Below are 25,265 nucleotides of genomic sequence, written 5' to 3' on the forward strand. Positions count from 1 at the left end.
CTGATGTGTTGTTACGCCTGTGTTGTTACGCCTCCTTAGCTCAGTTGGCCAGAGCACCGCTCTTGTAAAGCGGGGGTCGTCGGTTCGAATCCGACAGGGGGCTCCGCGAACCCCTCCATTCCGGCGCTTGCCGGGATGGAGGGGTTTTCTGCTGCTCTGTAGAACGCGTCCGGTCTTTATCGATGCCTGTTTCTGCGTCCTGCCCGGTCGGCGAAGGCGTCCAGGGCTGCGATGATGTCCGGAGCCACCCAAACCCGGGTGCCGCGGATTTTTCCGGCGGATGCCAAGACGCCCGCGTGTTCCAGCCGTTCCACTGCCCGGTAGGCGGTGGCCATGGAGGCCCCAGTGTGTTCGGCGACCATTTCAGCCGTCAGTGCCGGCTCCTTTGGTACCAGGTCCAGGACTTTACGGACGGATGAGGGTGCACCCGCCAGGCGTTCCCTGTAGCTTGCTTCTACCGCCTCAATGTCTGTCGTCAGTTGCCGGCCGTTGTCGACGGCGCGGACAGCGGACTCGGCAAAGCGCTCCACGATCGGCTGGATGTCCCCTTCGCGGTAGGCGCCCAGTGCGTGGAAGTACAGGCGGGTATCGGTCAGCAATCCCGAGGACACGGGCACGGTGACGTTCTCGGTGACGCCCTTAGCACGCAGCAGGGCGCTGACGATGGCTCGCCCGGTGCGGCCGTTGCCGTCGGCGAATGGGTGGATGGTTTCGAACTGGGCGTGCGCGATCGCCGCTTGGGTCAGGGCCGGGATGTCGTCACGCTGCATGAAGGTCACCAGGTCCTCGACTGCCGGCATCACCCGATCCGGGTGGGGCGGGACGAACTCGGCCGTGTGTGGGGAGTTGCCGCGGATCCAGTTCTGCGCGTCCCGGTACTCACCGGCGATGTTTTCGTCGGAGGCGTTCAGCAGGGCGTGGTGCATGACCGCGATGTTCTGCACTGACAGGTCCTCGGACAGGTCGATCGCAGCCTGCAGGGCCCTGACATTGGAGGCGATCAGTGAGGCGTTTGTGCTGGAGGTGTCACCAAGCTGGGCCAGGGCGATCTTGCGGGCGCCAGCGGATGCTCCTCATAGCCAATTGCCGGCCAGCCCCCGGCGCCGTCGAACAGGGAGACGCCTGGTTCGGCGTGCGGGTTTGCGGCAAACTGTCCGCCGGCGGGGATGCCGTGCGGGTGTCTAGCCTGGGAGTTCATGGTTTCCTTTGAGAAGGTATAACCCTGATTTTCTCATAGTGAGTGTGAAATGAGAATATCAGCGTCCCTGGTTCTCATGTTGCCGGCGCTCAGTCGAACGTCTACGACCGCTGCGGACCAACGCTTCTGCCTGAACCGGATGATGGGAGGGAACCAACATCCATGGTCCGCCTGAGGGAAACCTACAAAGTTCCCACCAGCCAACTCGGTGAGGATCCTAAACTCCAGCCGGTCGGATAAGCCGCGCAGCCAGGGAGGCTTGCGTTCACGTTGTGCGGGCGATGAATTGACGGATCCAATCGACTGTTTCGGGGCGGTCCAAATGGAGACCGTGACCAGCGCCGGGCACCCGCACCAGCACTGACCGGGGAATATGCCGGCGGAGGAGCAGGGCATTGGGCAATGGGGTGAGCCGGTCAACAGTCCCATGAAGTATCAAAGTGGGTGCCTTGATGGACCCCAGTGCGCTCCACGCGTCGTGGTCCCGGCTCGCCCTGAAATGCCGGGCTTTGGCCCATGCCGAGGCCGGGGAATTGAAGAAAGCATGCGTCGCGTCAGGATTGCGCTGGACCCAGTCGGCGTCGAAGAAGAGCGGTTCGAGCCGGGACATGTCGCCGCCCACCAGCGCTTCGAGGGCATCCCTGTCGGGTTGGGTTGCTGGATCCGGCCATTTGCCGCCACTGGTGGCGGCGAGGATCAAGGTGCGGACCGTCTCCGGATGATCAATGGCCAACCATTGCCCAACGCGCCCACCCATTGAGTGGCCGTACACATGTGCGTTGTCCGCTCCGGCGGCGGAGAGGACAGCTGCTGCGTCTTCGGCGAGGAGCCGCGTGGTGTACCGATCGGCGTCACCCCGCCCACTCCGTCCAATCCCTCGGTGATCGAAGCGGATGACGCGGTAAAAGCGGGACAAGAGTTCCGCCGTCGGGCCCCAACCATCCATTGCCGTTGCCTGTCCGGCGATGAGGAGCAGTGGCTCGCCTTCGCCCTCGGACGTCCAGGCGAGTCCGGTGCCGTCGGGCGCTTCGGCGAAGTTCACCGTGCCACTTTATCCCTGCTCCCGGATGCTGGGCTGGGCCCCGGTCCTGGGCGCAATTGCAGCAGGCCGGCAACGGTGAGTCCTGCGGTGAGTGCGAGGGCTCCAGCCCACAGGGTGAGGGCCGCGAGGTCGTGAACAGCCATCTGGGGGAGCCGCCGATCCGGGACGGCCACCACGCCGATAAAGGCTCCGACAAGGCCAAAGTAACTCCCGGTCATGAAGCGTTGGTGGGCTCGGATGTTGCCTTTGCGTACCGACCATAAGCCGACGGTCAGCGTGCAGAAAGTCAGAACCGAGAGAGCATGGAGCCAGTTGAACCCGCCGTCAATGGTCCGGATCCCGAAGGAGGTAAGCACCACTACGTACATTGCCACAGCCCAGATACGGCCCAGAATCCTGTGCGCCACACTGCCTTTGTTGCGGCGGAGCAGGTTCACGGCGCCGAAGATCAGCGAGTAGCCTGCGGCGATGGCGTGCAATGCAATGAGGAATGTCCACGGCGAAGGCATACGGCCAGCCTAGTGGTCAGGGCGGACCGATCCGCCTCAGCCCGGTTGAACGCTACGGAGCTTCGTGTCGCGGGGTTAGGGTGGTCCCGTGACCCAACCTCGTGACGACGGCCCCTTCTTCCATGGCACCAAGGCAGATCTCCGGGAGGGAGACCTCCTGAGGGCGGGCTTCAGGTCCAACTACCGTCCGGAAGTGATTATGAACCACATCTACTTCACTGCTCTGAGGGACGGTGCGGGACTTGCCGCTGAGCTCGCAGCCGGGGAGGGTGAGCCGCGGGTCTACGCTGTGGAACCGACCGGACCCTTCGAGGATGATCCGAACGTGACGGACAAGAAGTTTCCGGGCAACCCCACCCGTTCGTATCGGAGCACCGCGCCACTCCGCGTGATCGGCGAAGTGACCAACTGGACCCGTCTGACCCCGGAGGCGCTGAGTGCCTGGAAGGAACGCCTGGGCGCGATCCTTGCGGACGAACGCGGCGAGATCATCAACTAGTGCCAGGCCCTTCAGGCCCGGAAGAATCCACCGTGCCGCGTCATGGAGGCGTGGGCCGCGCTGATGAGGTCAGATCGGGCTGCCACGCAGCGGTCCGCGGTCTGCCGGAGGGCTGGAAGCGCGTCGGCCGCGTAGTCGAAGTGGTCTTCCCTGATCATGGATTCGATGGCCCGGCATTGGTGCTCGGTTTCGATCGCCCCAACCATCGCTGAGCTGATCTTCAGGCTCAGGACAGCATTGGTGGTCTCTTCCTCGTCTCCCTGTTCCACGGCCCGTGCGATCCGTTCAACGCGGCCGGTAAGCATGGACAGGTACTTGGTCAGGAACCGCAACGCCGGGGCAGGGTCGCCGAGGTCGTCGGCGAGGCTGCGGAGCCGGTCCAGGTCGAGGCCTTCACGGTTGTTTCGCGGTGCGCTCATTCCTGGACTTCCTTTCGGGTGTGGACCGGGGACCGGCCTGAAGGGCAAACAGGCCGGTCCCCGGAGCTTGGTGGTGCGGTGGTTGGTTACTTGGTGGTTTCGGTGCGTTGGGTGCCGGTGAAGGAGAAGGCGATGGTGGAGGTGGCGCCCTGGAAGGTGTTGTCCGCGGTGGTGGGGAACGCGGTGGTGACTTTGAGGTTGTCGGTCTTGGTGCTGGTCAGGGAGGTCAGGTTGTTCAGGACCTTGTTCGCGGTGATGACGGGGGCCGAGGCCAGGACGGTGGTCTTGGTGCCGGCGCAGGTGTAGGGGGCGGCGGTGCCGGTCCAGGCAACGGAGCAGTTCTCGATGGTCAGCTGCAGGCCGTTGGTGGTGTCGGTGGTGAGCAGGGATCCGGTGGCGCCGGCGGAGGTGGTGAGGGTGACGTTGTTCAGGTCGGAGTTGCCGGTGTTGGCCAGGGTGACGAGCTTTTCGACTTTGTCGCCGGGCAGCAGGCCCGCGACGGGGACGTTGAGGGTGTTGTTGGCGCCGGTGCCCAGGGCGATGGTGACGGTTCCTGCGGTGACGGCCTGTGAGGCGGAGGTCGAGGAGGTGAACGCGCCGTAGGTTCCCATGCCGGCGACGGCGGCCGCGGTGCCGACCAGTGCGACGGAAGCGAGGATCTTGCCGGAGGTGGTCTTGAGGCTGATGGCCATGGGAATCAATGTCCTTTCGGTAGGCCACCGTGAGACCGGCCGGCCGTTCTTCGTTCCAGCCTCTCTGGCTGACAAGAACTACTCTGCAGGGCCACCCTCAAGAACCAATCCTGCAAACCCGCAACAGTCCCTCAGGAAAACCTCAAGACTCGCGCCAAACGCAACGGTGCCTCCCCACAAGGGGGAGGCACCGGCGTCGTTATTCAGTTAGAGCGGTCCTACGGGGTGGGGTTGCCGCCGTTGACGTTCAGCGTTTCGCCCACCACGTAGCTGGATTCAGGCGAGGCGAGGAAGACATACGCCGGGGCGAGCTCAGCGGGTTGGCCGGCGCGGCCCAGGGGAGTCGAATGGCCGAATTCGGGCAGTTCCTCCTTCGGCTGACCGCTGCTGACCTGCAGCGGTGTCCAGATCGGTCCTGGAGCCACCGCGTTCACGCGGATTCCCTTGGGCGCAAGCTGCTGCGCCAGGCCCTTGGTGAAGTTGTTGATGCTTGCCTTGGTGGTGGCGTAATCCACCAGCGTCGGCGAGGGGTTGTAGGCCTGGATGGAGGTGGTGTTGATGATGGTTGAGCCTGGCTCCAAGTGCGGGAGGGCGGCCTTGGTCAACCAGAACATCGCGTACACGTTGGTCTTCAGCGTGTGGTCGAACTGCTCGTCCGTGATGTCGGCGAGGTCCTTCTGGGCCACCTGCTTGCCGGCGTTGTTGACCAGGATGTCCACCCCGCCCAACACGGCGACGGCGGTGTCCACGAGTTCCTGGCAGGTGGATGAGTCCTTGAGGTCGCCGGGAACCTTGACGGCCTTGCGGCCTGCGGCTTCGATGAGGTTGGCGATCCGGGCCGCGTCTTCTTCCTCTTCGGGCAGGTAGGAAAGGACGACGTCGGCTCCCTCGCGTGCGAAGGCGATGGCGGTAGCGGCTCCGATGCCGGAGTCGGCCCCGGTGATGATCGCTTTGCGTCCTTCCAGCCGCCCCGTGCCCCGGTAGCTTTCTTCGCCCAGGTCCGCCTGCGGCGTCAGTTCTGCGTCGAGGCCGGGCTCAGGCTGGTGCTGCTTGGGCGGGGAAATGTGCTCGTAGGCGGTGACCGGGTTTCGGAAGGTGTACTGGTCAGTCATGGTGGTCCTCCTGGTCCTTCATCGTGGAACTCGGACGGAAAAGCTAAGTAGGCTTACGATTTCTACCTTAGGCACGTGGAGGTGTGCGTGCCAAGTCGCAAGCGGATACCGGTGTCTATGCCGCCGAGTGAACGGCGACGGAAGCACGCTCAACAGCCGGGCATTCGATTTTCAAAGCAGCATTGTCCGGGGCTGCCTCAAGGCCCAGCAGCATGCGGACGCCGGCCGCCCCGAGCTCGTAGTGGGGCAACGATACCGTGGAGAGCGGCGGCCGAAGGTGTGCTGCGATGACTTCCTGGTTGTCGAACCCCACCACCGCGATGTCGTCCGGGATGGACAGGCCGTTCTCCCGCAGGCCGTCGTACAGGCCCATGGCCATCCGGTCGTTGTAGCAGTAAACGGCGGACACGTCGAGTTCCAAGAGCTCCCCGGTAGCGCCGTAGCCGCCTTCCTGGTCCGGGTAAGCCTCCAGGACCAGTGAAGGGTCGAAGGGTACGCCCGCAGCATCCAGCGCTGCACGGTAGCCGGCGAGCCGTCCGTCCTTTGCCGGGGCAGGGGTGGTGGTGTTGATGAAGGCGATCCGGCGGTGGCCTCCACGGAGGAGGATCTCCGTTGCCGACTGCCCGCCTTGGGCCTCGTCCGGAACCACAGCCCGGGCAGACGGTGAATCCGGCGAAAAGCAGTTGACCAGGACAAAATCGGATTCCCGCAACGTCGACGGAACGTCGGTGGGCCGGTGGAACCAGGTGGAGTACAGGATGCCGCGGACCTTGTACTCCAGCATCATGGCGATGGCGTCTTTTTCCAGGTCCACGTTGCCCTCGGTGTTGGCTATCAGGAGCGCGTACCCGTGTTTCCAGGCTTCGTCCTGTGCGCCGTGGATGATCTGGCCGGCGAAGGGGGTAGTGGCAACTCCGTCGGCGACCAGCCCGATGAACTTTGAGGTTCCACTGACCAGGTTCTTGGCCATCGCATTGGGACGGTATCCGAGCTGCCGAATGGCGTCGTTGACGCGCCGGCGCGTTTCGTCTGCGATGCGCGCGTTCTTTTTCTTGTTGATCACCAGGGAGACTGTGGCCGTGGAAACGCCGGCTGCTTCTGCCACTTCGCGGAGGGTCACTGGATGTACGCGGTCCCTTGTGACAGGAACGTCGGGGGTGGCCGCGTTGCCTGGATTTTTCTCCTGCGAAATCATCTGTCCTCCACCAGGAGTATATCCGCCCGTGGATGCCGTCATCCCTTGGTCGCCCCGCTTTCAAGGCCCTGGATCATGGCCTTGTTCAGCACCAGGAAAACCAGGAGCAATGGCGTGATAGTTACGCACACTGCTGCGAAAGTGGCCGTCCAGTCAACCTTGCCCATGGCACCGATGTAGTTTTGCAGGCCCAACGGGATTGTTTTCAGTTCCTCCGAAAGGACAAAAGTGTTGGCGAAAATGAAGTCGTTCCAGATAAAGATGCTGTTGACCAGGACCACTGTGACCACGGTGTTCAATGACAACGGCAAGGTGATGAGACCGAAAATCCGATAGGGCCCAGCGCCGTCCAGTGAAGCAGCTTCGTAGGTTTCGCGGGGAATGTATTCGAAGAAGGATGAGAACAGGTAAATCGACATCGGGAGGGCAAATCCGGCCAGCGGGATAATCATCGACTGATAGGTGTCCAGCAGGTTCACGGTTGAGTAATCAATGAAGAGCGGGACAAGTGCGATTTGGACGGGAACAATAATCCCGACCAGGAACAGGCCCCGAACAAACCGGCTGAAACGGAAGCCCAGAACCTGGATGGCGTAGGCGGCCATCATTCCGAACAAGACAATGAGCAGGTTGGCGCCCATGGTCACGATGAAGCTGTTGAGGATATTCCGGCCCAGGTCTCCCGTTTCGAAGGCGCGGGCGTAGTTCTCCCAGGTCAGGGAACCTGGGAGGGCGAACGGGTCTCCCGTGGCGAAGTCCTGTTCGGTGCGAAGGCTGGTGAGGAACAGCCATGCCAGAGGGTAGACCTGGACAATCACGATGAGCATGATCAGGACCCGGGAGAGGGTCCGGTAGAGGCTGGGCTTGCGGCGACGCGGCTTGTAAACGGGTGCCGGTGGTGGGGCAGTGCGGGTAGTGGCCGGGGCTGTCTGGGCGATCATGAGTCTGCCTTCCGCTTGAGCATGAACAGGATGAGGCCGACGGCGACGAGGCACTCGATCACGATGAACACGGAGATGGTGCTTGCGTACCCGAAATCGGTACTGGTGAATGCTGTCTTGTACATGTAGGTGGTCAGCAGCTCCGACGATTGACCCGGGCCTCCGTTGGTCATCAGGTAGGGGATGTCGAACCCGCGCAGGCCATAAGTGGTGGCCATGATGGTGGTGGTTATCCATACCGGGCGGATGTACGGGAACCGGATCTTGGTGAAAAGCGTCCACTTGGAGGCGCCGTCAAGGACCGCGGCTTCTTCGAGCTCCTTGGGTACGGCGATGAGGGCCGCATAGATGATGAGCATGTAGAGACCCGTGAAGCGCCAGCCTTCCGGCGCGGACACTGCCGCCAGGACGGTGTTCACATCAGAGAGCCACGCCCGCTCCAAGGACCCCAGGCCTACCCAGTGCAACAACTGGTTCAGCAGGCCCACGGGGTCGATCGAGTAGATACGTACGAAGAGAAACGCAATGGCTACGGTCGAGATGACGGCGGGCAGCAAGTAGAGGGTCTTGATGAGTTCCCGGCCGCGACGCAGGGAGGTCAACAGGCTGGCGACCACCAGCGCGCCGCCGAGTTGCAGGACCAGGCAGATAGCCAGGTAAAGCAGGGCATTGAAGAATGAGCGCCAGAAAATGTCATCGGCAGTGAGCATCCTGACGTAATTTGCCAGTCCGACGAACTCCATGTCGCTGATGCCGTTCCACGAGAAGAAGCTCAGGAACAACGACTGGAGGATCGGGAAGAGCACGGCTGCGCAATAGAGCAGGAGGGGCGGGAGCAGGAATACCAGGACTGAGGTCCTTGACCTGTTGGGAAGCATGGTGGGCCTTTCGGTGCGGGGGGCTTTTGCAGCCCCCCGCATGTGTGTCTACTTGAAGAACTTGGGCGCGTTCTGCTTGATGGCGTCGTCCATCGTTTGCGTGAACTGTTCAGGGGTGATGTTTCCCTGCACAAGGAGGACGAGTTCCTGCTGCAACCTGCCGTTGGTGGTTGGATCCAGTTGGGTGTCCCATGGCATGGCCTGCTTGCTCCCGAGGCCGTTCGCAGCGTCGAGGGCCTTCTTGTACAGCGGCGTGGCGTTCGCCGGCACCGCGGTTTGGACGGTGGTGGTGGGGGACAGGGCGCCGGTTGCGGCGTATTCAGCCGGATACTTCCCCAGGGCGAACTTCAGGAAGTCGCTGACCAGCGGATCGTAGGTCTTGGAGTTCACGGCCATGCCGATTCCCGACGGCGAGACGTACTCGTTGGATCCCGTCACCGATCCCTCAGTGGTGGGGAGGGTGAAGAAGTCGATGTCGTTCCGCACGGCAGGGTTCAGTTTGTCGGTGGCAAGGCTGGGGAGTTCCCAGGTTCCGATGTTGTACATGGCTGCTTGGCCGGAGGTGAACTGGTTCTGGGCGTCCGAATAGCCTTGGGCCGAGAATCCGTCCTGGAAGCAGTTGGCCTTGCCGAGTTCGGCCAGCCACCCCACCGTCTTTTTCCCGGCCGGGTCGGCGAATGAGGCCTCGCCCTTCTTCAGTTTCTGCACGAACTCCGGCCCGGCTTCACGGAACGGCTGGTAGGCGACGTAGCGTTCCAACGGCCACTGGTCCTGTCCGTCCAGGGCAATGGGGGTGATGCCGGCCTTCCTCAACGCCGTGCACATGGCAGGGACGTCATCGAGGGACTTCGGAACGGAAACGCCGGCCTTTTGCAGCAGTGCCTTGTTGTACCACATGAATTCGAGCTCGAACTGAAACGGAATCATGTACAGGGAGCCGTCGTCGAAGCGCTGGTAGTCCAGGGCCCCGGGGCGGTAGTCGTCGTAGACGCCCAAGGATTTGAGCAGTTTATCGGCGTCAACCATCTTGCCCTGCTTGGCCAGCTGCTGGGCGAAGGGGGTGGCGTCCGTGTCGAACAGTTCAGGGAGCTTGTTCGCGGCGGCCAACGTTTCGAGCTTTTGGATGTAGGAGGGGCGGTCCGGGGTGGTGATGAGGTTCAGCGCGAAGCCAGGGTGGTCCTTGGCGTAGTCATCGGCGAGCTTCTTCATGATGTTGATGACGGCGCCGTCGGCGGGCCGGGACAGCAGCCAGGAGATTTCGCGGGGCTTGATCTCGCCGGTAGGACTCACGTCGGTTGGGTTGCCCGCGGTGCCGCCGCCACCACACGCGGTCAGCGCCAGCGCGCAGGCAGCCGCAACAGCCGCGGCTCGGAAAAGCTTCTTCATGGGGACAATCTCCCTTGATTGGTCGGAATGATGGGTTGGGGATATTCAGTTGTCGGTGCGTTGGCGTATCTCAAGTTCGGCCACGGTGACCGCGCCTTCGCCGGCGAAGACGCCGATCCGTCCCGTGGGGCGGTCATAGATCCTTGCGCTCAGCGCCACTTGGCGGTCGACGACGGCGACGCACGTGTCGCCGTCGACCATCACCTCGAGCGTGTGCTTGCCTGCGGCGAGGTGGCAGGGGCGTTCCAAGGCGATGTCGAAGGGCACATCGCCCGACACCTGCCACTGGGCATCGCCGGTCACTTCACGGGGCCAACGATCGAGGACCAGTCGGCCCCGTTTGGGTTCGAGGCGCAGCACGTAGGACTGGTCGCCGTCGTGGCTTGACCGGAGCAGCAGCCCGCATTCGGTGGTGTTGGGCGCTATGTCGAACACGGCCTTCGCGTAGAACTGGCTGGGCAGTTCCTCGTTCGAGACCATGGCGGAGTAGTTGTCCGGCACGTCCAGGGTGGCCGGAAGTGGAACGGGCAGCGTTACGGGCACGTCCTCCCAGAAGCTCTCCACGAGTTCGTCGGCAAAACCGAAGCCGAGTGTCCCGTCCGAGTTCTGGCGGGCTTCCAGGACGGACATGGTGCCCGCCCACTGCCACGAACCGTCGTCGGCGTTGCCTTCCTTGCTGGCTATCCAGCCGAAGAAGAAACGACGATCGTCGCGGGCGGCGCTCTTCGAAGCGTAGAAGGCGCGGCCGTCGATGCTGTCCAGCTCGGGGACCGACCATGGACCGGTGGGACTTTTGGCCATGCGGTACCTGGTGGTGAACGATTCGGAGAACTCGGAGTACACCATGTACCACCAGTCGCCCCATTGGAAAACGTCCGGGCACTCGTGGGTGATGTAGCGGCGCGGGTCCCAGAACGGATCCGCATAATCCCAGGTCATCAAATCCCGGGAGACGCACTGGGCGATGACACCCCGGCGGCGTTCGGGGCCCTTGGAGTGCCGGGCTGCGATGAGCATGCGCCAGAGTCCGCTTCCCTGATCGTAAAAGACGAAGGGGTCGCGCCAGTCGCCGGTCTCGTACCCTTCCGGTGCGCCGAAGGTGAGCTCCGGGTGCTTGGTCCAGCTCCGCATCCCGTCAGTACTGGTGGCGTGCATGACCAGTTGGAGGGGAGCGCCGTCAGGGCCCAGGTTTCCCGGATTTTGGCCGGTGTAGAACAGGTGGTGGGTGCCGTCACCGTCGACTGTCACGCTGCCGGTGTAGGCATTGAAGTCCGGTTCATCCTCGGTTCCGTGCGGCAGGGCGACACCGTGGTTTTCGAACTGGGTGAGGTCTTTGGTGGTGACCAGGTTCCATGCCGTTCCGGGCTTGGGGTGGGAGCGTTCTTCATGAAGGTAGAAGAGCCAGAACTCCCCGTCCTTCTCGAAGGGGATGAGGTCCCCAACCCATCCGTCGGCGGGCTGGAAGAAGACTGAGCGTTTCATCTGCGCTGATGTCCATTCTGCTAAAGCGTTTGATCACCATGAAGGTAGCGCAGGTCACATCAACTGATCAAGCGTTTTAGCAAAATAATGTTGCGATGCTAAAACGCTTGACCGTTGCCTCGGGAAGCCACTATGGTCCTAGCTACCGATGACAAACCGCGCTCCCTCGACGCCGAGCGGGCTGACCTGGTCACCGTCATCGAAACATGTTCTCCAGCCCTATGACGGCGTAGCTTTTGCGTGCCCGGCCACACCCTGCCGGCCCCTTTGTCACGTCCTCATGCCACTGAATGCTTGAGAGGAACCACTTCATGACGCTCAAATTTTCACGCCGAACAGTCCTGCAAGGGACGGGAGCGGGCGCTTTGGCGCTGCTCATGGGAGGCGTCGCCGCCGGAACAGCCCAAGCGGCGCCCTCCCTCAGGGCGGTTTACCACATGACACCGCCGTCTGGTTGGCTGTGTGATCCCCAACGGCCGGTCCACACCAACGGTGCCTACCAGCTCTATTACCTGCACTCCAGCATCAACAACGGCCAGGGCGGATGGGACCACGCGACCACCAATGACGGCGTCTCGTTCACCCACCACGGTGTGGTGATGCCGCTCCAGTCCGATTTTCCTGTGTGGTCAGGATCGGCGGTGGTGGATACAGCGAACACGGCGGGCTTTGGCGCGGGGGCGGTGATCGCCCTCGCGACCAAGCCCACGGACGGGATCCGCAAGTACCAGGAGCAATACCTCTATTGGTCCACGGATGGCGGCTTTACCTTCACAGCGCTGCCGGACCCGGTGATCGTGAATACCGACGGTCGCGCCGCCACGACGCCCGCGGAGATCGAAAATGCCGAGTGGTTCCGTGACCCGAAGATTCACTGGGACACCGCACGGAACGAATGGGTGTGTGTCATCGGGCGGGCACGCTACGCAGCCTTCTACACCTCATCCAACCTGCGCGACTGGCAGTGGACCTCCAACTTCGACTACCCGAACCACGCGCTCGGCGGGATCGAATGCCCCGATCTGTACGAGATGACCGCCGACGACGGCACCCGGCATTGGATCTTCGGGGCGAGTATGGATGCGTACAGCATTGGCCTGCCGATGACCTACGCCTACTGGACTGGTTCCTGGAACGGCACGATGTTCACAGCCGATAACCTGACGCCCCAGTGGCTCGATTGGGGGTGGGATTGGTACGCCGCGGTGACGTGGCCGGCCGTGGAAGCGCCCGAAACAAAGCGGCTCGCCGTCGCCTGGATGAACAACTGGAAGTACGCTGCCCGCGACGTCCCCACGGACGCAACGGATGGCTACAACGGGCAGAACTCGATAGTCCGGGAGCTTCGGCTGGAGCGCCAGTCCGGTGGCTGGTACAGCCTGTTGAGCGCCCCCATCGCCGCTCTCGAGTCCTACGCGACAGCCACCGTTCAGCTTCCTGATCGCACGGTGAACGGAAGCGCAGTGCTTCCGTGGTCGGGCCGCGCGTACGAGTTGGAGCTCGACATTTCCTGGGATGCCGCAGCGAATGTTGGGGTGTCCGTGGGGCGTTCCGCCGACGGTTCGCGGCACACCAATATTGGCAAATACGGTGGGGACCTCTACGTGGACCGTGCGCCGTCAGACCAGAGCGGATACGCGCTGACGCCTTACACGCGTGCTGCCGCGCCCATCGACGCCGGCGCGCGGTCAGTGCACCTGCGGATTTTTGTCGACACCCAAAGCGTGGAGGTCTTCGTCAATTCCGGGCACACGGTGGTGTCGCAGCAGGTGCATTTCGCTGAAGGTGACACCGGCATTTCGCTGTACGCCGACGGTGGCCCAGCGACCTTCACCGGAATAACCATCCGCGAGTTCGGGAATCCCATCTAGCGGCGCAGCGGGGCGGGGTTACGTCGTTATCCACAAACGCAAGGACACGGACGACGGCGGCCCTCGCCTCGCGCTAGGCTGGTTACCTCGGCTGATGCAAGTGGCCGCAGGAACCACCTATGCGGAGCTTTCCTCTTAATGTCCGACGACGTAGACCTCGCCGCCCTTGCGGCGTCAGCTTTTTCCCTGCCAACTTTGCGCGACGGCCAACTGGCCGGCATGAGTGCCCTGGTCGAGGGCCGTGATGTCCTGGCCGTCATGCCCACCGGGTACGGCAAGTCCGCCACCTACCAGGTGGCGGCCCAGTACCTTCACAACAAAACGGGACGACCCGCCGTCGTGATTTCTCCCCTCATTGCCTTGCAGGAGGACCAGCTCGACGGCCTGGCCGAGGACCTGGGGGAGGGCGCCGCAGTCGCGGTCAACTCGTCCCACAGTGATGCCGACGTGGAGGCCGCATGGGAGGCAGCGGGTTCAGGCCGTGCCACATTCCTCTTCCTCGCGCCGGAGCAACTGGCCAAGCAGGAGACGGTGGACCGGATCGCCGCGATGGACGTCACCATGTTCGTCGTTGACGAGGCGCATTGTGTTTCGTCCTGGGGTCACGACTTCCGGCCCGACTACCTGGACCTTGGAAATGTCCGCAAACGCTTGGGCAACCCGCCAGTGCTGGCATTGACCGCCACGGCCTCCCCGCCGGTGCGCGACGAGATCGTGGAGCGCCTGGGCATGACGGACCCACTGATCCTGGTCCGCGGTTTCGACCGCCCCAACATCAGCCTCGACGTCGTCCGCCACCAGGACGACAAAGGCAAGCGTAAGGCCGTGGTGGAACAGGTCGCCGCATTGGCCAAGACCGACGGTTTGGGGCTGCTCTACGCCGCAACACGCAAGGACACGGAAAAGTACAGCAGCAAGCTAGCCGAGGCCGGGCTCCGTGCAGAGGCCTATCACGCGGGCAGGAATGCCTCCGAACGCGAACGCATCCACCAGCAATTCCTGGACGACGAACTGGACGTTGTGGTGGCCACGACAGCGTTCGGTATGGGCATCGACAAGGCAAACGTGCGGTTCGTCGTACACGCGGACATCCCGGAGTCCCTGGATGCCTATTATCAGGAAATCGGACGTGCTGGCAGGGACGGGGAGCCCGCCTCAGCCATCCTCCATTACCGGGAGGAGGACTTGGGGCTGCGGAAGTTCTTCGGCACCCATTCGCCGGACCCCGAGGCTCTTCTCGCGGTGTTAACCGTGGTGAAGAACGCCAAGGCGCCAGCTCCCAAGAGCGCCATTGCAGAGCTCACCGGCTTCCCGCCGCGGCGGGTCACCGCGCTGGTAAGCCAGCTCGAGGAAGCCAGTGCCGTCAGCCCCGGAAAACGTGGCGTTCGGCTCACGTCCAAAGCCAAGCTGCCCGCTTTGGTGGAGCGGGCGGTCGAGCTGGCCGAAGCCCGGCAGCGCGTAGACCAATCCCGGCTCACCATGATGCGTGCCTACGCTGAAACGGACGGTTGCAGGCGCCAGTTCCTCCTGGGGTACTTCGGCGAGGACATGCCCCAGCCGTGCGGCAATTGCGATACGTGCACCGAGGCGGCGGACCCTTCCGAAGCTCCGACTGGTACGGACCCTGTGCCCGCAGCATCTGATGAGCCGTTTCCGCTTCAATCAACGGTGATCCACAAGGAGTGGGGGCAGGGCCTGGTGATGCGCCACGAGGATGACGTCATCACAGTCCTGTTCGAGCAGGAGGGCTACAAGACCCTGTCCCGCACTGCGGTGGTGGAGCACGAGCTGCTGAAACCGGCGTAGTTTGGCTGGGGCGTCACGTGTTCAGTTCCAGCATGAGGGCAGGGAGTTGGTCGCTGAGCTCGCGGGCCAGGAAGCCCAAGGGACCGAGCTTGCTGGCCAGGCGATCGGCCGCAGCGGCGTGGAGGTGCGTGCCCCAGCACGCAGCCTGAGCGTCGCTGGTTCCGCGGGCCCGTAACCCGGTGATGGCACCGGCAAGGACGTCGCCGCTGCCCGATGTCCCCAACCCGCCGTAGCCTGTGGTGATTTTCCAGAGTCCGGGCGAGTCCGCGTCCGGGGTGGATGGACCGGCAATGTAGCCCTGGCAGCTGACCACGGCGTCAAAGCGTTGGGCGATCTCCACGATGGCCCCTTCCAGAGTGTCCACGTCCCGGCCCAGCAGGATCCCGGCTTCGGTGGGGTTCGGCGTGAGGATCAGCCGGCCACGCCACGGCCCGATGTGGTCTTCCAGCTTGGTTAGCGCCCCCAGCGCATAAGCGTCAAGAACGACGGCGGGGCCGCCGTCGCCGTCCGGGTCACCGCTTTGTTCCTCCCGCTCCAGCAGCGCCCTAAGCATCGTCTCAGCCAGGTCGAGATCGTCCAGGCCAGGACCGATCAGGACCGCGTCCGAACCGTCCAGATAGGAAGATATCCGGTCCAGGCCTTCGCCGGTTAGAGATCCGTCATCTGTTTCCGGCAGGCCCAGCGCCCCGCACTCCGGGAAAGCGATGCCCACCTGCACAGCCACGGATTCAGCGACCGCCAACGATATTTTTCCTGCACCCGCGCGAAGGGCGGCGGTGCCGGCAAGCAAAGCCGCGCCCGGGGTGGCACGTGCCCCGCCTATGACCAGCACTGCTCCACGTGAATACTTGCTGTCGCCCGGTGCCGGCAATGGCCAGTCACGCAACAGGGACGGGGTCACCAGAGTGGGCTCTTCATGGTTATTGGGGGTGGACACTGGCGTCTCCGGAGTGCTCTGTGACCGTCACGCCTTGCTCGGTCAGGTGGTCGGCCACGTTGAAGCTTTCCAATTCCCAGCGGCCCGCACCACTGGGACGGACATAGCGGGTGATCGAGGCGTTGAGTACCGATGTGCTCGCCGCGAGGTCCAGGATTTCATCCTCGGACATGCCCTCCAAGACGTAGCGGACCAGCAGGATCACGGCGTCATGGCAGACCAACATCACCCGGTGGCCTGCCGCGAGGGTGTTGAGTTCGTCCAGGACCGAGCGCAGCCGCAGGGCAACGTCCGCCCACGATTCGCCGCCCGGCGGCCGGTAGTACAGCTTGCCGAGCCAGAGCCGCCGCTCGGCCTCATCCGGGTACCTGCTCTCCACTCCACGACGTGTCAGCCGGTCCAGGATTCCCAGTTCACGGTCACGCAGGCGCTCGTCTATGAGCACTTTCACGGGCCAACCCGCCGTTTCGACCGCAATTTCCGCTGTCTGCCGGGCGCGTGCGTAGGGGGAGGACACCACGGCATCGGGCCGCAGCTCCTCTGCGATCCTGGCCAACGCCGTTCCCAGGGCTTTGGCCTGCTCCTGCCCGGTCCTGGACAGCTTCACATCGGGGTCCCTCGCAGGCACATCGATGATTTCGGCACCGGACAGGTGCGCCTCGGTTGCGGCCACGTTGCCTTCGCTCTCACCGTGCCTTATCAGCAGCAACTCAACAGCCCCGGCCTCCTGCACAGCGTCTGTCAGTCCGTCCTCTTTCACTAAAGATCACCTTTCCGCGTGCTTTGCCGAATTCAGAACCCTACCCACTGCGTACCCACCGGACCAGAGACTAAACGTGAGGTGTCCGCCGTCGACCCCTGTCGCATGGACCTCCCGTGAAGTAAGTTGCTCGCATGGAGGACTCATACCAAGTCATTGTGGTCGGTGCCGGATTCGCAGGCGTTGCAGCAGCCAAGGAGCTTGGCCGAAAGGGCATTCGCGTCCTGCTCATCGATTCGAACAACTACCACCAGTTCCAGCCGCTCCTTTACCAGCTGGCGACCTCGCAAATCGGAGTCTCGGCCATTGCCCGGCCCCTCCGCTCGGTCTTCCGACGCTTCAAGTCCGTCCGGGTCCTGACCGCGAAGGTGGAGTCCGTGGATGCGGCAGAGCGGTCCGTCACCACAGCGGAGGGCCGAACCCTGCGCGCAGAGGTCCTGGTCATCGCCGTCGGAGCCGTCCCCAACTTCTTCAATACGCCCGGCGCGGAGGAGTTCGCATATCCCTTGTACTCGGTCACCGATGCCACCCGACTCGGTACAGGCCTCACCCGGTTACTGGACCAGGCCGACAGGAGCCCCGACGGATCCGTGGACGTTGTAGTGGTGGGCGGTGGCCCTACCGGGGTAGAGACCGCCGGGGCCATGGCAGAGAACGTCAAATACGTTGTCAGCAAGTACTTCTCGCCAGGCCTTGCTGCGCGGTGCAAAGTGCATTTGGTGGACATGGTTCCGAGTGTCCTGAACATGTTCTCCACCAAATCCCAAAGCTACGCCACGGAACATCTGACCAAGATCGGGGTCCAGTTGCACATGGGCGTCGGGGTCACTGAAGTTCGCAAGGATGGTGTGACGTTGGCGGACGGCAGCACCGTGCCTGCACAGATTGTTGTGTGGGCCGGCGGCCTGAAAGCCGGGGACCTGATCGCCAACTCCGGCCTCACCCAGGGGAGGGGAGGGCGCATCGATGTTAATCCCGACCTGACCGCGCCCGACGTTGACGGGGTCTATGTCCTGGGGGATGCCGCCAACATCACCGATTCCACCGGAGCCAAGCTGCCCCAATTGGGATCCGTCGCCCAACAAGCGGGCAAGTGGGCGGCCAACAACATCGTCGCTGACCTGCAGGGAGGCACGCGAAAGCCCTTCAGTTACTTCGACAAGGGGTATATGGCGATGGTGGGCCGCGGCGCGGCCGTGGCCGAGCTCGGACGCAAACGCCACCAGTTGCAGGGGCCTTTCGCTTTCCTGTCCTGGCTGCTGGTGCACCTCGCCCTGCTGTCCGGACTCCAGCAGAAGGCGCGTGCGTTGTTCTCCTGGCTCAACGGGTACGTCCTGCACAGCCCGGCCCAGGTTGTGGTGAGCGGACCGGTCGAGAAGGATCCACCGGAGCAGGCTCCGCCCGGGACTGCCTGAACACCTGAGTGCACCGCTGGGCGCCGAACTGGGAAGATAGCAGGAGGACACCCAAACAAGGAGCATCATGTCACTCAAAGAACGCTTGAAGGCCGACGTCGTGGACCACATGAAGGCCGGCAACAAGGTCGCGCTTACCACCGTGCGCAACGTCCTGGGCGAAATCACCACCCGCGAGAAGTCCGGCAAAACGCCGGTGGAGCTCGACGACGTCCAGGTCACCTCGCTGCTGCAGAAGGAAGCTGCCAAGCGCCGCGACACCGCCCGCATCTATACAGAGGCTGGCGAAACCGACCGGGCCGCCGCAGAGATTGCAGAAGCAGAGATCATCGAGGACTATCTGCCTCAGGCGCTCACCCGTGACGAAGTGGAAGCAATCGTCGATGAGGCCATTGCTGACCTGAAGGCGGACGGCCAGGAGCTATCCATGCGGTCCATCGGAGCCGTAATGAAGCCCGTTACCGCCAAGGTGGCCGGACGCTTCGACGGCAAAACCGTGAGCGAGATCGTGCGCGGCCGTCTGGGCTAGCAGCGGAAGCGAGCGTCATCCCGCCTCAAGCAGCCACCGCAAAGTTTCAGCGTTCCGCACGGCGTTACCGCCGTCGTTGTTGAAGTAGGCGTACACGTCCTTGCCGGCGTTGCTCCACTCGCGGATCCGATCGGCCCACCATCGCAGGTCGTCATCAGAGTACGAGCCACCGTAGAGATGCTGGTGGTCCGGGCCGTGCAGCCGCAGATAGACGAACGGCGCGGTGGCCCGGAGAATGCAGGGGAGGTTGGCTCCGCTCATGATGCAGTACGCGGCCTCGTGCCGTTCCAGGAGGGCATACACCTCGGGGTGGTCCCAGCTGTCGTGCCGGAATTCGACGGCGACGCGGATCCAGTGGGGCAGGGCAGCCAGGAAGTAGTCGAGCCGGGCGTCGTCACGGGCGAAACCGGGCGGGAGTTGGACCAGCAGCACGGCCCTCTTGTCGCCCAGTTCGTGCCAGCAGCGCTCTATCCGCTCCACCCAGACTTCCGGGCTGTACAGTTTCTTGGCGTGCGTGAGGCCTCGCGGGGCCTTGACCGACATGGCAAAACCGGGAGGCAGCCGGTTCCGCCAGCTGGCAAACGAGGTGTCGCGGGGCCAACGGTAGAAGCTGGCATTCAGTTCCACGGTGTTGAACCGCGCCACGTAGTGAGCTAAACGCTTGGCAGTCGGAAGGCCGGGCGGATAGAGAACGTTCTCCCAATGGTCATAACTCCAGCCGGATGTACCTATGTGGATACCCATGCTGGAAATGTACCCGCGTCGGATGCCTGCTAACGCGAGCCGCTACTGCTTCGCTGCGGTACTGGCCATGAGGGCCCGGAGGTCCTCTGCGACTTTGGCGACCTCACGTTGGCGGGCACTGCGGATCGGCTTTGATCCGTGGACTGCCGGACGCTCCGCGCGGCTGGAGTTGTGCGATTGGCGGCGAATTTGGGGGTCCCGAACGGGCTGCGCGTCAACAGCGACGGCGCCCTGGAAGGGATCGTGAAAGAGCGGGAAGTTCATGATTCCTGATCCTGACACAACCACGGAACCCCCGAAATGGACAGTTGCATATCGTCCTATGTGGGCGCTGTGCAGATGTCCATGCAGGCCTACCCCCACAGCGCCTTCTTGAGCAGAGCCCTGAGCTGCAGGTTTTCGTCCTCGCTCAGCCCTTCAAGTTGCGTCTGCTCGCACACTTCCAGCGCGGCACGGGCCTTGTTGTGGATCCGGCGGCCCTCAGCGGTGGAAACGATGATCTTGGCACGCCTGTCCTGCTTGCCCTGGGCCCGTTTGACCAAGCCGCGGTGTTCCAGGTCGTCAACCAGGCTGACAACCTGGCTGGGATCCAGGCTGAGGAAATCGGCGAGCTCGCGTTGCGTGGGTTCGAGTCCGCTGCAGGCAAGTGTCAGCACGGAAAACGACCGTTCCCGAAGGCCGTAGTCCGCCAGCGCCTTGTTGTTCAGGAGGGAACCGGTGGCGTGGAGCTTGGCCAGCAGCAGGCCCACATCGTTGCCGATTTTGGCGGCGGCCAGGCGCGGGGTTTCCACTTCGGTGCTTTGCGGTCCCATGACAACTCCAATAGTAATGAAAAACAATCGTTGACTTTTTCAATGATCCGTATTCTCATTGATCATGACAAGGATCTCACGCCGCAGTGGGATCGGCCCCACCGGCTCCGGCCGGTTACTGCATGCGAAGGAGCACGCCATGAGCTTGAACGGCAAGGTTGCAATCGTCACCGGGAGCGGACAGGGTCTTGGACTCGCTTACGCGAGGGAGCTCGCCCGCCAAGGTGCCGCCGTCGTGATCAATGACGTGAACCAGGAAACCGCTGCTGCCGCAGTCGCGCAGATTGAGGCCGACGGCGGCCGGGCCACCGCCGTCGTGGTCCCGGTGGGCAGCACGGATGCCGCCAAAGCGCTGGTGGCGGGCGCAGTCGATACGTTCGGGCGGTTGGACATCCTGGTCACCAACGCCGGCATCCTGCGGGACAAGAGCCTGCTGAAAATGACCGACGAGGATTTCGACCTGGTCATCAACGTGCATCTGAAAGGCACCTTCACCTGCGTCCGTGAAGCGTTTGCATACTTCAAGGAAAACAACATCGCGGGCCGTATCATCACCATCGGTTCGCCCACGGGCCAGCGTGGCAACTTCGGTCAGAGCAACTACGCCGCCGCCAAGGCTGGAATCGTGGGCATGGTCCGGACATGGGCGCTGGAGATGAAGAGGGCCGGCGTGACGGTCAATTCCGTGATCCCGGTGGCTGCCACCGCCATGACCAAGACCGTCCCGTACTTCCAGAAGGCCGTGGAAGCGGACGAGCGTGGCGAGGCCATGCCGTCCTTCTTCCGCCACGACCTCGGTTTCGGAACGGCCGACGACGTCGCCGGGCTGATTGCCTTCCTCGCCTCCGACGAAGCTGCCGGGATTACCGGCCAGGCGATCGGCGCCGGCGGTGACCGGCTGCAGGTCTGGACCCACCCGACCGCTGTCAGCACCGAATACCGCGAAGGCGGCTGGAGCTACGACGCACTGCGGGAGAGCGCCGGCACGCTCTTCGGCCAGGAAAACCTTCAAAGTTACGGCGAGGAATTCTTGCCGCTGCCCGAGGAACTGCAGCCCGAACCGGCCAAGGCTGAGGCCCGCTGATCATGGCCACCCGTTACGAACCGGGCATCGACGCGGCTGCCTTGGATGCGATCGACATGCACGTCCACCTCGAAGTGGACAGCTGCGGCCACGGATCGCTCCCTGATGCGCTCACGGAGGCCTCGGCCAAGTACTTCAAGGCCGAGGACCGGACGCCGTCGCTGGACACGATCGCCGAGGTGTATCGCGAACTGAACATGGCCGCCGTCGTCTTTACTGTTGACGCGCGCACCCAGCTCAAGCACGAGCCCAACAGCATCCCGGAGCTCATCGAGGGCGCGGCGCGGAACAACGACGTGCTGATTCCCTTCGGCAGCGTGGACCCGCGCACGGGGGAGGACGCAATCGCCGGTGCCAAGCACCAGGCTGTTGAGCTCGGCGCCCGTGGCTTCAAGTTCCACCCGTCCCTGCAGGGCTTCGATCCGTCCAACGAGCAGTTCTACCCACTCTGGGAGACCCTCCAGGAACTGGGCCTGCCGTGTATCTTCCACACGGGCCAGAACGGCATGGGTGCCGGGCTGCCCGGGGGATACGGCATCAAGCTGGCGTACTCGAACCCGTTGTTGCTCGATGCTGTCGCCGCCGACTTCCCGGGCCTGCAGATCATCATGGCGCATCCTTCGGTGCCGTGGCAGGACGAGGCCAACTCGATCGCGACACACAAGTCCAACGTGTTCATCGATCTGTCCGGGTGGTCCCCGAAGTATTTCCCGGAATCCTTGGTCCGGCTCTCCAACTCGGTGCTGCAGGACAAGGTGCTCTTCGGCACAGACTTCCCCCTGATCACTCCGCAGAAGTGGCTGGGCGCGTTCGCGGACCTGCCGTTGAAGGACGAGGTCCGGCCGAAAATCCTCAAGGACAACGCTGTCCGGTTGCTCGGGCTCGGTGGTTGAAATGTCCACCACCGCATTGGAACAACGGCTCTACGCAGTAGGGGACTGGTACGACGCCGAAGCGCTCCTCGCTACTGAAGAGCGGGAGGTGTTGGCCCGGCTTCGCGGATTCCTGGACGCCGAGGCCAAGCCGCTCCTGGCCGAGTACTGGGAGCGGGGGGAGTTCCCGCAGCAATTGGCCCAACCGCTGATCGACCTTGACCTGATGGAACCCTTCGACGCTCCGGCCCGGGGCATCTACCAGGGGTTCCGGATCTTCGAACTCGCACGGACCGATGCTTCCCTGGCCACCTGGTACACCGCGCAGGCCGGGTTGTTCCGGACGGCGATCCGGGTGGGCGCGTCGGAGGAACAACAGAAACGATGGATGCCGCAGGTTGTGGATTTTTCACTCAAGGGTGTCTTCTCCCTGACCGAGCCGGAGCACGGCTCGGACATTGCCGGCGGACTGGCCACCACCGCCCGGTTTGAAGAAGATTCCGACGGCGGAACATGGGTTCTGGACGGCGCCAAGCGTTGGATTGGGGGCGCCTCAACTGCGGATGTGCTGTGTGTGTTTGCCCGGGACGTCGCCGATGGACAGGTCAAGGCCTTCCTCGTGGACCGAACCGCCGGCGGCGTCAGCCTGGAGAAGATCACGGGCAAGACGTCCCTGCGGATGATGCAGAATGCGCACATTACCCTGGACGGTGTCCGCGTCCCGGAAGCCATGCGCCTTCACAACGTGAACTCCTTCAAGGACGTTGCGGCGATGCTGCGCGCCATGCGCTCGGACGTTGCCTGGATCGCCACCGGGATACAGGCCGGGGCGTTCGAAGCCGCACTGGCGTACGTCAAGGAACGCCAACAGTTCGGCCGGTCGCTCGGTTCCTTCCAACTGGTGCAGGAGAAGCTGGCCCGGATGCTCGGCAACCTCACCGCGAGCTTGTCGCTCGTGGTGCGTCTCACCGAACAGCAGAGCGCAGGGATCGTGCGGGACCAGGACTCGGCGCTCGCCAAAATGCAGACCAGCCTTCTGATGCGCGAAACCGTCGCCCTGGCCCGCGAAGTGGTGGGCGGCAACGGCATTACGCTCGCCGCCGACGTCGCGCGTTTCCACGCCGACGCAGAAGCTGTCTATTCCTACGAGGGCACCCACGAAATCAACGCCCTCATCATCGGCCGCGCCCTCACGGGCGAGAGTGCCTTCACCCGCTGAATCTCTTCAAACAACAACACAGGAGGCAAAGATGCCCAATCTCGTCGTCGATTTCGACACCCTGCTCACCATGTCCGGCAAGGACCTCGGCACCACTGATTACCGTGAAATCACCCAGCAGCAGATCAACCTCTTCGCCGACGCCACGGACGACCAGCAATGGATCCACACCGACCCCGAACGCGCCAAGGACGGCCCCTTCGGTGCCCCGATCGCGCATGGTTTCCTCACGCTTTCCCTGATCATCCCGTTCTGGGGAGAGCTGTTCGACGTGGACGGGGTCACCACCAAGGTCAATTACGGCCTGGACAAAGTCCGCTTCACCTCACCGGTCAAGGTGGGCTCCAAAGTCCGCATGAACGGCACCATCGCCGAAGTCAGCGAAGTCAAGGGCGGCGCCCAGATCAAGGTCAACGCCACCATCGAAATCGAAGGCCAGGAACGCCCCGCCGTCGTAGCTGAATTCCTCGCACGCTTCTACAAATAAACCTTCCACCAGCAATATCCCTCCTCTCCCAAGGAACAGCCATGTCAGGACACACTGCGCTCGCTACGTCGAGCACGGCCGCCAAGCGCAAAGAAGCACGCACGGTCATCTTGTCCAGCTATCTGGGCAGCACCATCGAGTTCTACGACTTCCTGCTGTACGCAACAGCCGCGGCCGTTGCCTTTCCCAAAGTCTTCTTTGCCGGCACGGACGAATGGGTTGGCGTGGTTGCCGCTTACGCCACCTTCGCCGCCGGCTATGTCGCCCGGCCATTGGGTGGCATCATCTTTGGCCACTTCGGCGACCGCATCGGGCGAAAAGGGATGCTCATCGTCTCGATGGCCATGATGGGCATTGCCTCCACGCTAATCGGGCTGATCCCGGGAGCGAACGTCATCGGTCCTTGGGGTGCCGTACTCCTTGTGGTCCTGCGCGTCTGCCAGGGCATCGCCGTCGGGGGTGAATGGGGCGGCGCCGCACTGATGGCGCTGGAACACTCGGACCCCAAGCGGCGGGGGTTCGCGGCATCGTTCGTCAACGCTGGTGCGCCGACGGGTGCCGTGCTGGGAACAGTGGTCATGGGCATCTTCTCCGCCCTTCCGCAGGATGCTTTCCTTGCGTGGGGGTGGCGCGTGCCGTTCCTGCTGTCCTTCGTGCTCCTGATTGTCGGTATGTTCGTGCGGCTCCGGGTCTCCGAAAGCCCCATCTTCGCTGAAGCGGTGGCCAAGGAAAGCGCACAAGGAACCAAGCGCAAGATCCCGCTCCTGGAAGTGCTGCGGCGTCCCAAGGCCCTGATCATGATCATGTTCGCCGGTGCCGCCGGGTTCGGACTGCAGGTAGTTCTGCCCACGTTCTCCGTCACTTACGCGGTCTCCAAGGGCGCACCCCAGCAAGGCGTGCTCTATGCCTTCGCGGGAGCCTCGGCTATTTCCATTCTGTTCGTCCTCCTGGGCGGACGAATGTCCGACCGTTTCGGACGGCGTCCAGTGATGGTCACCGGGTTGGCCCTGTTCATCCTGTACCTGTTCCCCATGTTCGGGATGCTGAGCTCGGGCAACATCGCCCTGATCTTCCTGGCCTTCACCGTTGCCCTGATCCTGCACTCTTCCCTCTACGGGCCGCTTGCCGCGTTTGTTTCGGAGCAGTTCGGCACCACCAACCGCTACACCGGTGCGGCGGTCGGCTACCAACTGGCCACCCTGATAGGTGCCGGCTTCACCCCGGGCATCGTGGCTGGCCTCTACAAGGATGCCGGGCAAAGCATCGTCCCCGTGGTGGTCTTCCTCTCAGCAATGTCATTGGTGTCGATTGTCTTCATCCTGCTCACGCGGGAGTCTAAGAACAACGACCTTTCATCGGTCAGTTAGGAGTACGGA

General features: G+C 63.3%; 26 protein-coding genes and 1 tRNA gene. 11 read left to right on the forward strand and 16 right to left on the reverse strand.

Going from position 1 to position 25,265, the window contains the following annotated elements; genetic code table 11:
* The first annotated feature begins 29 nt into the window (after positions 1-29).
* Positions 30-103: transfer RNA gene (locus tag ABHM97_RS19780), tRNA-Thr, on the forward strand.
* 73 nt (positions 104-176) lie between these two features.
* On the opposite strand, the gene ABHM97_RS19785 is transcribed toward ABHM97_RS19780, so the two are convergent.
* The 3 genes from ABHM97_RS19785 to ABHM97_RS19795 all read right to left on the reverse strand — a co-directional run bounded on the left by ABHM97_RS19785 (position 177) and on the right by ABHM97_RS19795 (position 2,749).
* Positions 177-944: a Fic family protein gene (locus ABHM97_RS19785; protein ID WP_349471950.1), complete on the reverse strand. Its 768-nt coding sequence runs from the start codon at positions 942-944 to the stop codon at positions 177-179.
* A 519-nt stretch (positions 945-1,463) separates the two neighbouring features.
* Positions 1,464-2,240: an alpha/beta fold hydrolase gene (locus ABHM97_RS19790; RefSeq protein ID WP_349471951.1), complete on the reverse strand. Its 777-nt coding sequence runs from the start codon at positions 2,238-2,240 to the stop codon at positions 1,464-1,466.
* Positions 2,237-2,749 carry a DUF2306 domain-containing protein gene (locus ABHM97_RS19795; protein WP_349471952.1) on the reverse strand — a complete coding sequence of 171 codons (513 nt, stop codon included), beginning with the start codon at positions 2,747-2,749 and terminating at the stop codon, positions 2,237-2,239. The genes ABHM97_RS19790 and ABHM97_RS19795 overlap by 4 nt, the downstream gene beginning before the upstream one ends.
* An 88-nt stretch (positions 2,750-2,837) precedes the next feature.
* Between ABHM97_RS19795 and arr the strand changes: the two genes are divergently transcribed.
* Positions 2,838-3,248, forward strand: coding sequence for an NAD(+)--rifampin ADP-ribosyltransferase (arr, locus tag ABHM97_RS19800; protein WP_349471953.1), 411 nt, complete (start codon positions 2,838-2,840; stop codon positions 3,246-3,248).
* Positions 3,249-3,259: 11 nt separating this feature from the next.
* On the opposite strand, the gene ABHM97_RS19805 is transcribed toward arr, so the two are convergent.
* From ABHM97_RS19805 to ABHM97_RS19840, 8 genes are all read right to left on the reverse strand, one after another.
* Entirely contained in the window at positions 3,260-3,667 is a 408-nt protein-coding gene (locus ABHM97_RS19805; protein ID WP_284985867.1) for an Hpt domain-containing protein, read from the reverse strand.
* A gap of 86 nt (positions 3,668-3,753) precedes the next feature.
* On the reverse strand, positions 3,754-4,359 hold the full coding sequence (locus ABHM97_RS19810; RefSeq protein ID WP_257368994.1) for a TasA family protein: 606 nt from the start codon (positions 4,357-4,359) through the stop codon (positions 3,754-3,756).
* A 218-nt stretch (positions 4,360-4,577) separates the two neighbouring features.
* Positions 4,578-5,471, reverse strand: coding sequence for a glucose 1-dehydrogenase (locus tag ABHM97_RS19815; protein ID WP_349471954.1), 894 nt, complete (start codon positions 5,469-5,471; stop codon positions 4,578-4,580).
* A gap of 115 nt (positions 5,472-5,586) precedes the next feature.
* Positions 5,587-6,666, reverse strand: a complete 1,080-nt coding sequence (locus tag ABHM97_RS19820; protein ID WP_349471955.1) for a LacI family DNA-binding transcriptional regulator — start codon at positions 6,664-6,666, stop codon at positions 5,587-5,589.
* A 38-nt stretch (positions 6,667-6,704) separates the two neighbouring features.
* Positions 6,705-7,607, reverse strand: coding sequence for a carbohydrate ABC transporter permease (locus tag ABHM97_RS19825; RefSeq protein ID WP_349471956.1), 903 nt, complete (start codon positions 7,605-7,607; stop codon positions 6,705-6,707).
* On the reverse strand, positions 7,604-8,485 hold the full coding sequence (locus ABHM97_RS19830; RefSeq protein WP_309990001.1) for a carbohydrate ABC transporter permease: 882 nt from the start codon (positions 8,483-8,485) through the stop codon (positions 7,604-7,606). The genes ABHM97_RS19825 and ABHM97_RS19830 overlap by 4 nt, the downstream gene beginning before the upstream one ends.
* Positions 8,486-8,533: 48 nt before the next feature.
* Complete coding sequence (locus ABHM97_RS19835) at positions 8,534-9,871, reverse strand: ABC transporter substrate-binding protein (protein WP_349471957.1); 1,338 nt, start codon at positions 9,869-9,871, stop codon at positions 8,534-8,536.
* 45 nt (positions 9,872-9,916) lie between these two features.
* A complete protein-coding gene (locus tag ABHM97_RS19840) occupies positions 9,917-11,353 on the reverse strand; it encodes a family 43 glycosylhydrolase (RefSeq protein WP_349471958.1) in 1,437 nt (478 codons plus the stop codon).
* 311 nt (positions 11,354-11,664) lie between these two features.
* Between ABHM97_RS19840 and ABHM97_RS19845 the strand changes: the two genes are divergently transcribed.
* The gene (locus ABHM97_RS19845) at positions 11,665-13,224 is read left to right on the forward strand and encodes a glycoside hydrolase family 32 protein (RefSeq protein ID WP_349471959.1); all 1,560 of its coding nucleotides are present in this window, start codon (positions 11,665-11,667) and stop codon (positions 13,222-13,224) included.
* A 138-nt stretch (positions 13,225-13,362) separates the two neighbouring features.
* Positions 13,363-15,030 carry a RecQ family ATP-dependent DNA helicase gene (locus ABHM97_RS19850; RefSeq protein WP_349471960.1) on the forward strand — a complete coding sequence of 556 codons (1,668 nt, stop codon included), beginning with the start codon at positions 13,363-13,365 and terminating at the stop codon, positions 15,028-15,030.
* A gap of 13 nt (positions 15,031-15,043) precedes the next feature.
* On the opposite strand, the gene ABHM97_RS19855 is transcribed toward ABHM97_RS19850, so the two are convergent.
* Together ABHM97_RS19855 and ABHM97_RS19860 are read right to left on the reverse strand one after the other, a co-directional pair.
* Positions 15,044-15,967 (reverse strand): NAD(P)H-hydrate dehydratase, encoded by a 924-nt coding sequence (locus ABHM97_RS19855; protein WP_349471961.1) that lies wholly within the window; start codon positions 15,965-15,967, stop codon positions 15,044-15,046.
* Positions 15,951-16,727 (reverse strand): histidine phosphatase family protein, encoded by a 777-nt coding sequence (locus ABHM97_RS19860; protein ID WP_349471962.1) that lies wholly within the window; start codon positions 16,725-16,727, stop codon positions 15,951-15,953. The genes ABHM97_RS19855 and ABHM97_RS19860 overlap by 17 nt, the downstream gene beginning before the upstream one ends.
* 134 nt (positions 16,728-16,861) lie before the next feature.
* Here ABHM97_RS19860 and ABHM97_RS19865 point away from each other — a divergent pair, with 134 nt between their 5' ends.
* Both ABHM97_RS19865 and ABHM97_RS19870 read left to right on the forward strand, forming a co-directional pair.
* Complete coding sequence (locus ABHM97_RS19865) at positions 16,862-18,142, forward strand: NAD(P)/FAD-dependent oxidoreductase (protein ID WP_349471963.1); 1,281 nt, start codon at positions 16,862-16,864, stop codon at positions 18,140-18,142.
* A 67-nt stretch (positions 18,143-18,209) separates the two neighbouring features.
* Complete coding sequence (locus ABHM97_RS19870) at positions 18,210-18,671, forward strand: GatB/YqeY domain-containing protein (RefSeq protein ID WP_349471964.1); 462 nt, start codon at positions 18,210-18,212, stop codon at positions 18,669-18,671.
* A 15-nt stretch (positions 18,672-18,686) separates the two neighbouring features.
* Here ABHM97_RS19870 and ABHM97_RS19875 read toward each other — a convergent pair whose 3' ends face one another.
* The 3 genes from ABHM97_RS19875 to ABHM97_RS19885 all read right to left on the reverse strand — a co-directional run bounded on the left by ABHM97_RS19875 (position 18,687) and on the right by ABHM97_RS19885 (position 20,227).
* Positions 18,687-19,415, reverse strand: coding sequence for a DUF72 domain-containing protein (locus ABHM97_RS19875; RefSeq protein ID WP_349471965.1), 729 nt, complete (start codon positions 19,413-19,415; stop codon positions 18,687-18,689).
* A gap of 42 nt (positions 19,416-19,457) precedes the next feature.
* Positions 19,458-19,679: a hypothetical protein gene (locus ABHM97_RS19880; protein WP_235518821.1), complete on the reverse strand. Its 222-nt coding sequence runs from the start codon at positions 19,677-19,679 to the stop codon at positions 19,458-19,460.
* A gap of 89 nt (positions 19,680-19,768) precedes the next feature.
* Positions 19,769-20,227, reverse strand: coding sequence for a MarR family winged helix-turn-helix transcriptional regulator (locus tag ABHM97_RS19885; RefSeq protein ID WP_211712778.1), 459 nt, complete (start codon positions 20,225-20,227; stop codon positions 19,769-19,771).
* Positions 20,228-20,366: 139 nt separating this feature from the next.
* On the opposite strand from ABHM97_RS19885, the gene ABHM97_RS19890 reads away from it, so the two are divergent.
* Genes ABHM97_RS19890 through ABHM97_RS19910 form a run of 5 tightly spaced genes read left to right on the forward strand, consistent with a single transcriptional unit; the run spans position 20,367 to position 25,256 of the window.
* Positions 20,367-21,311: an SDR family NAD(P)-dependent oxidoreductase gene (locus tag ABHM97_RS19890; protein WP_349471966.1), complete on the forward strand. Its 945-nt coding sequence runs from the start codon at positions 20,367-20,369 to the stop codon at positions 21,309-21,311.
* A gap of 2 nt (positions 21,312-21,313) precedes the next feature.
* Positions 21,314-22,204: an amidohydrolase family protein gene (locus tag ABHM97_RS19895; RefSeq protein ID WP_349471967.1), complete on the forward strand. Its 891-nt coding sequence runs from the start codon at positions 21,314-21,316 to the stop codon at positions 22,202-22,204.
* 1 nt (position 22,205) lies between these two features.
* A complete protein-coding gene (locus tag ABHM97_RS19900) occupies positions 22,206-23,402 on the forward strand; it encodes an acyl-CoA dehydrogenase family protein (RefSeq protein ID WP_349471968.1) in 1,197 nt (398 codons plus the stop codon).
* A gap of 31 nt (positions 23,403-23,433) precedes the next feature.
* Positions 23,434-23,889 carry a MaoC family dehydratase gene (locus ABHM97_RS19905; protein WP_235518828.1) on the forward strand — a complete coding sequence of 152 codons (456 nt, stop codon included), beginning with the start codon at positions 23,434-23,436 and terminating at the stop codon, positions 23,887-23,889.
* Between the two features lie 41 nt (positions 23,890-23,930).
* Positions 23,931-25,256, forward strand: coding sequence for an MFS transporter (locus tag ABHM97_RS19910; protein ID WP_349471969.1), 1,326 nt, complete (start codon positions 23,931-23,933; stop codon positions 25,254-25,256).
* The last annotated feature ends 9 nt before the right edge of the window (positions 25,257-25,265 follow it).

Source organism: Paenarthrobacter sp. CAP02 (assembly GCF_040137855.1).
Classification (GTDB): domain Bacteria; phylum Actinomycetota; class Actinomycetes; order Actinomycetales; family Micrococcaceae; genus Arthrobacter.

Coding starts and splice junctions, on each gene's coding strand:
- ABHM97_RS19795 (WP_349471952.1), bottom strand. CDS start 2,749: ATGCCTTCGCCGTGGACATTCCTCATTGCATTGCACGCCATCGCCGCA.
- ABHM97_RS19805 (WP_284985867.1), bottom strand. CDS start 3,667: ATGAGCGCACCGCGAAACAACCGTGAAGGCCTCGACCTGGACCGGCTC.
- ABHM97_RS19810 (WP_257368994.1), bottom strand. CDS start 4,359: ATGGCCATCAGCCTCAAGACCACCTCCGGCAAGATCCTCGCTTCCGTC.
- ABHM97_RS19815 (WP_349471954.1), bottom strand. CDS start 5,471: ATGACTGACCAGTACACCTTCCGAAACCCGGTCACCGCCTACGAGCAC.
- ABHM97_RS19820 (WP_349471955.1), bottom strand. CDS start 6,666: ATGATTTCGCAGGAGAAAAATCCAGGCAACGCGGCCACCCCCGACGTT.
- ABHM97_RS19825 (WP_349471956.1), bottom strand. CDS start 7,607: ATGATCGCCCAGACAGCCCCGGCCACTACCCGCACTGCCCCACCACCG.
- ABHM97_RS19830 (WP_309990001.1), bottom strand. CDS start 8,485: ATGCTTCCCAACAGGTCAAGGACCTCAGTCCTGGTATTCCTGCTCCCG.
- ABHM97_RS19835 (WP_349471957.1), bottom strand. CDS start 9,871: ATGAAGAAGCTTTTCCGAGCCGCGGCTGTTGCGGCTGCCTGCGCGCTG.
- ABHM97_RS19840 (WP_349471958.1), bottom strand. CDS start 11,353: ATGAAACGCTCAGTCTTCTTCCAGCCCGCCGACGGATGGGTTGGGGAC.
- ABHM97_RS19845 (WP_349471959.1), top strand. CDS start 11,665: ATGACGCTCAAATTTTCACGCCGAACAGTCCTGCAAGGGACGGGAGCG.
- ABHM97_RS19850 (WP_349471960.1), top strand. CDS start 13,363: ATGTCCGACGACGTAGACCTCGCCGCCCTTGCGGCGTCAGCTTTTTCC.
- ABHM97_RS19865 (WP_349471963.1), top strand. CDS start 16,862: ATGGAGGACTCATACCAAGTCATTGTGGTCGGTGCCGGATTCGCAGGC.
- ABHM97_RS19870 (WP_349471964.1), top strand. CDS start 18,210: ATGTCACTCAAAGAACGCTTGAAGGCCGACGTCGTGGACCACATGAAG.
- ABHM97_RS19875 (WP_349471965.1), bottom strand. CDS start 19,415: ATGGGTATCCACATAGGTACATCCGGCTGGAGTTATGACCATTGGGAG.
- ABHM97_RS19880 (WP_235518821.1), bottom strand. CDS start 19,679: ATGAACTTCCCGCTCTTTCACGATCCCTTCCAGGGCGCCGTCGCTGTT.
- ABHM97_RS19885 (WP_211712778.1), bottom strand. CDS start 20,227: ATGGGACCGCAAAGCACCGAAGTGGAAACCCCGCGCCTGGCCGCCGCC.
- ABHM97_RS19890 (WP_349471966.1), top strand. CDS start 20,367: ATGAGCTTGAACGGCAAGGTTGCAATCGTCACCGGGAGCGGACAGGGT.
- ABHM97_RS19895 (WP_349471967.1), top strand. CDS start 21,314: ATGGCCACCCGTTACGAACCGGGCATCGACGCGGCTGCCTTGGATGCG.
- ABHM97_RS19900 (WP_349471968.1), top strand. CDS start 22,206: ATGTCCACCACCGCATTGGAACAACGGCTCTACGCAGTAGGGGACTGG.
- ABHM97_RS19905 (WP_235518828.1), top strand. CDS start 23,434: ATGCCCAATCTCGTCGTCGATTTCGACACCCTGCTCACCATGTCCGGC.
- ABHM97_RS19910 (WP_349471969.1), top strand. CDS start 23,931: ATGTCAGGACACACTGCGCTCGCTACGTCGAGCACGGCCGCCAAGCGC.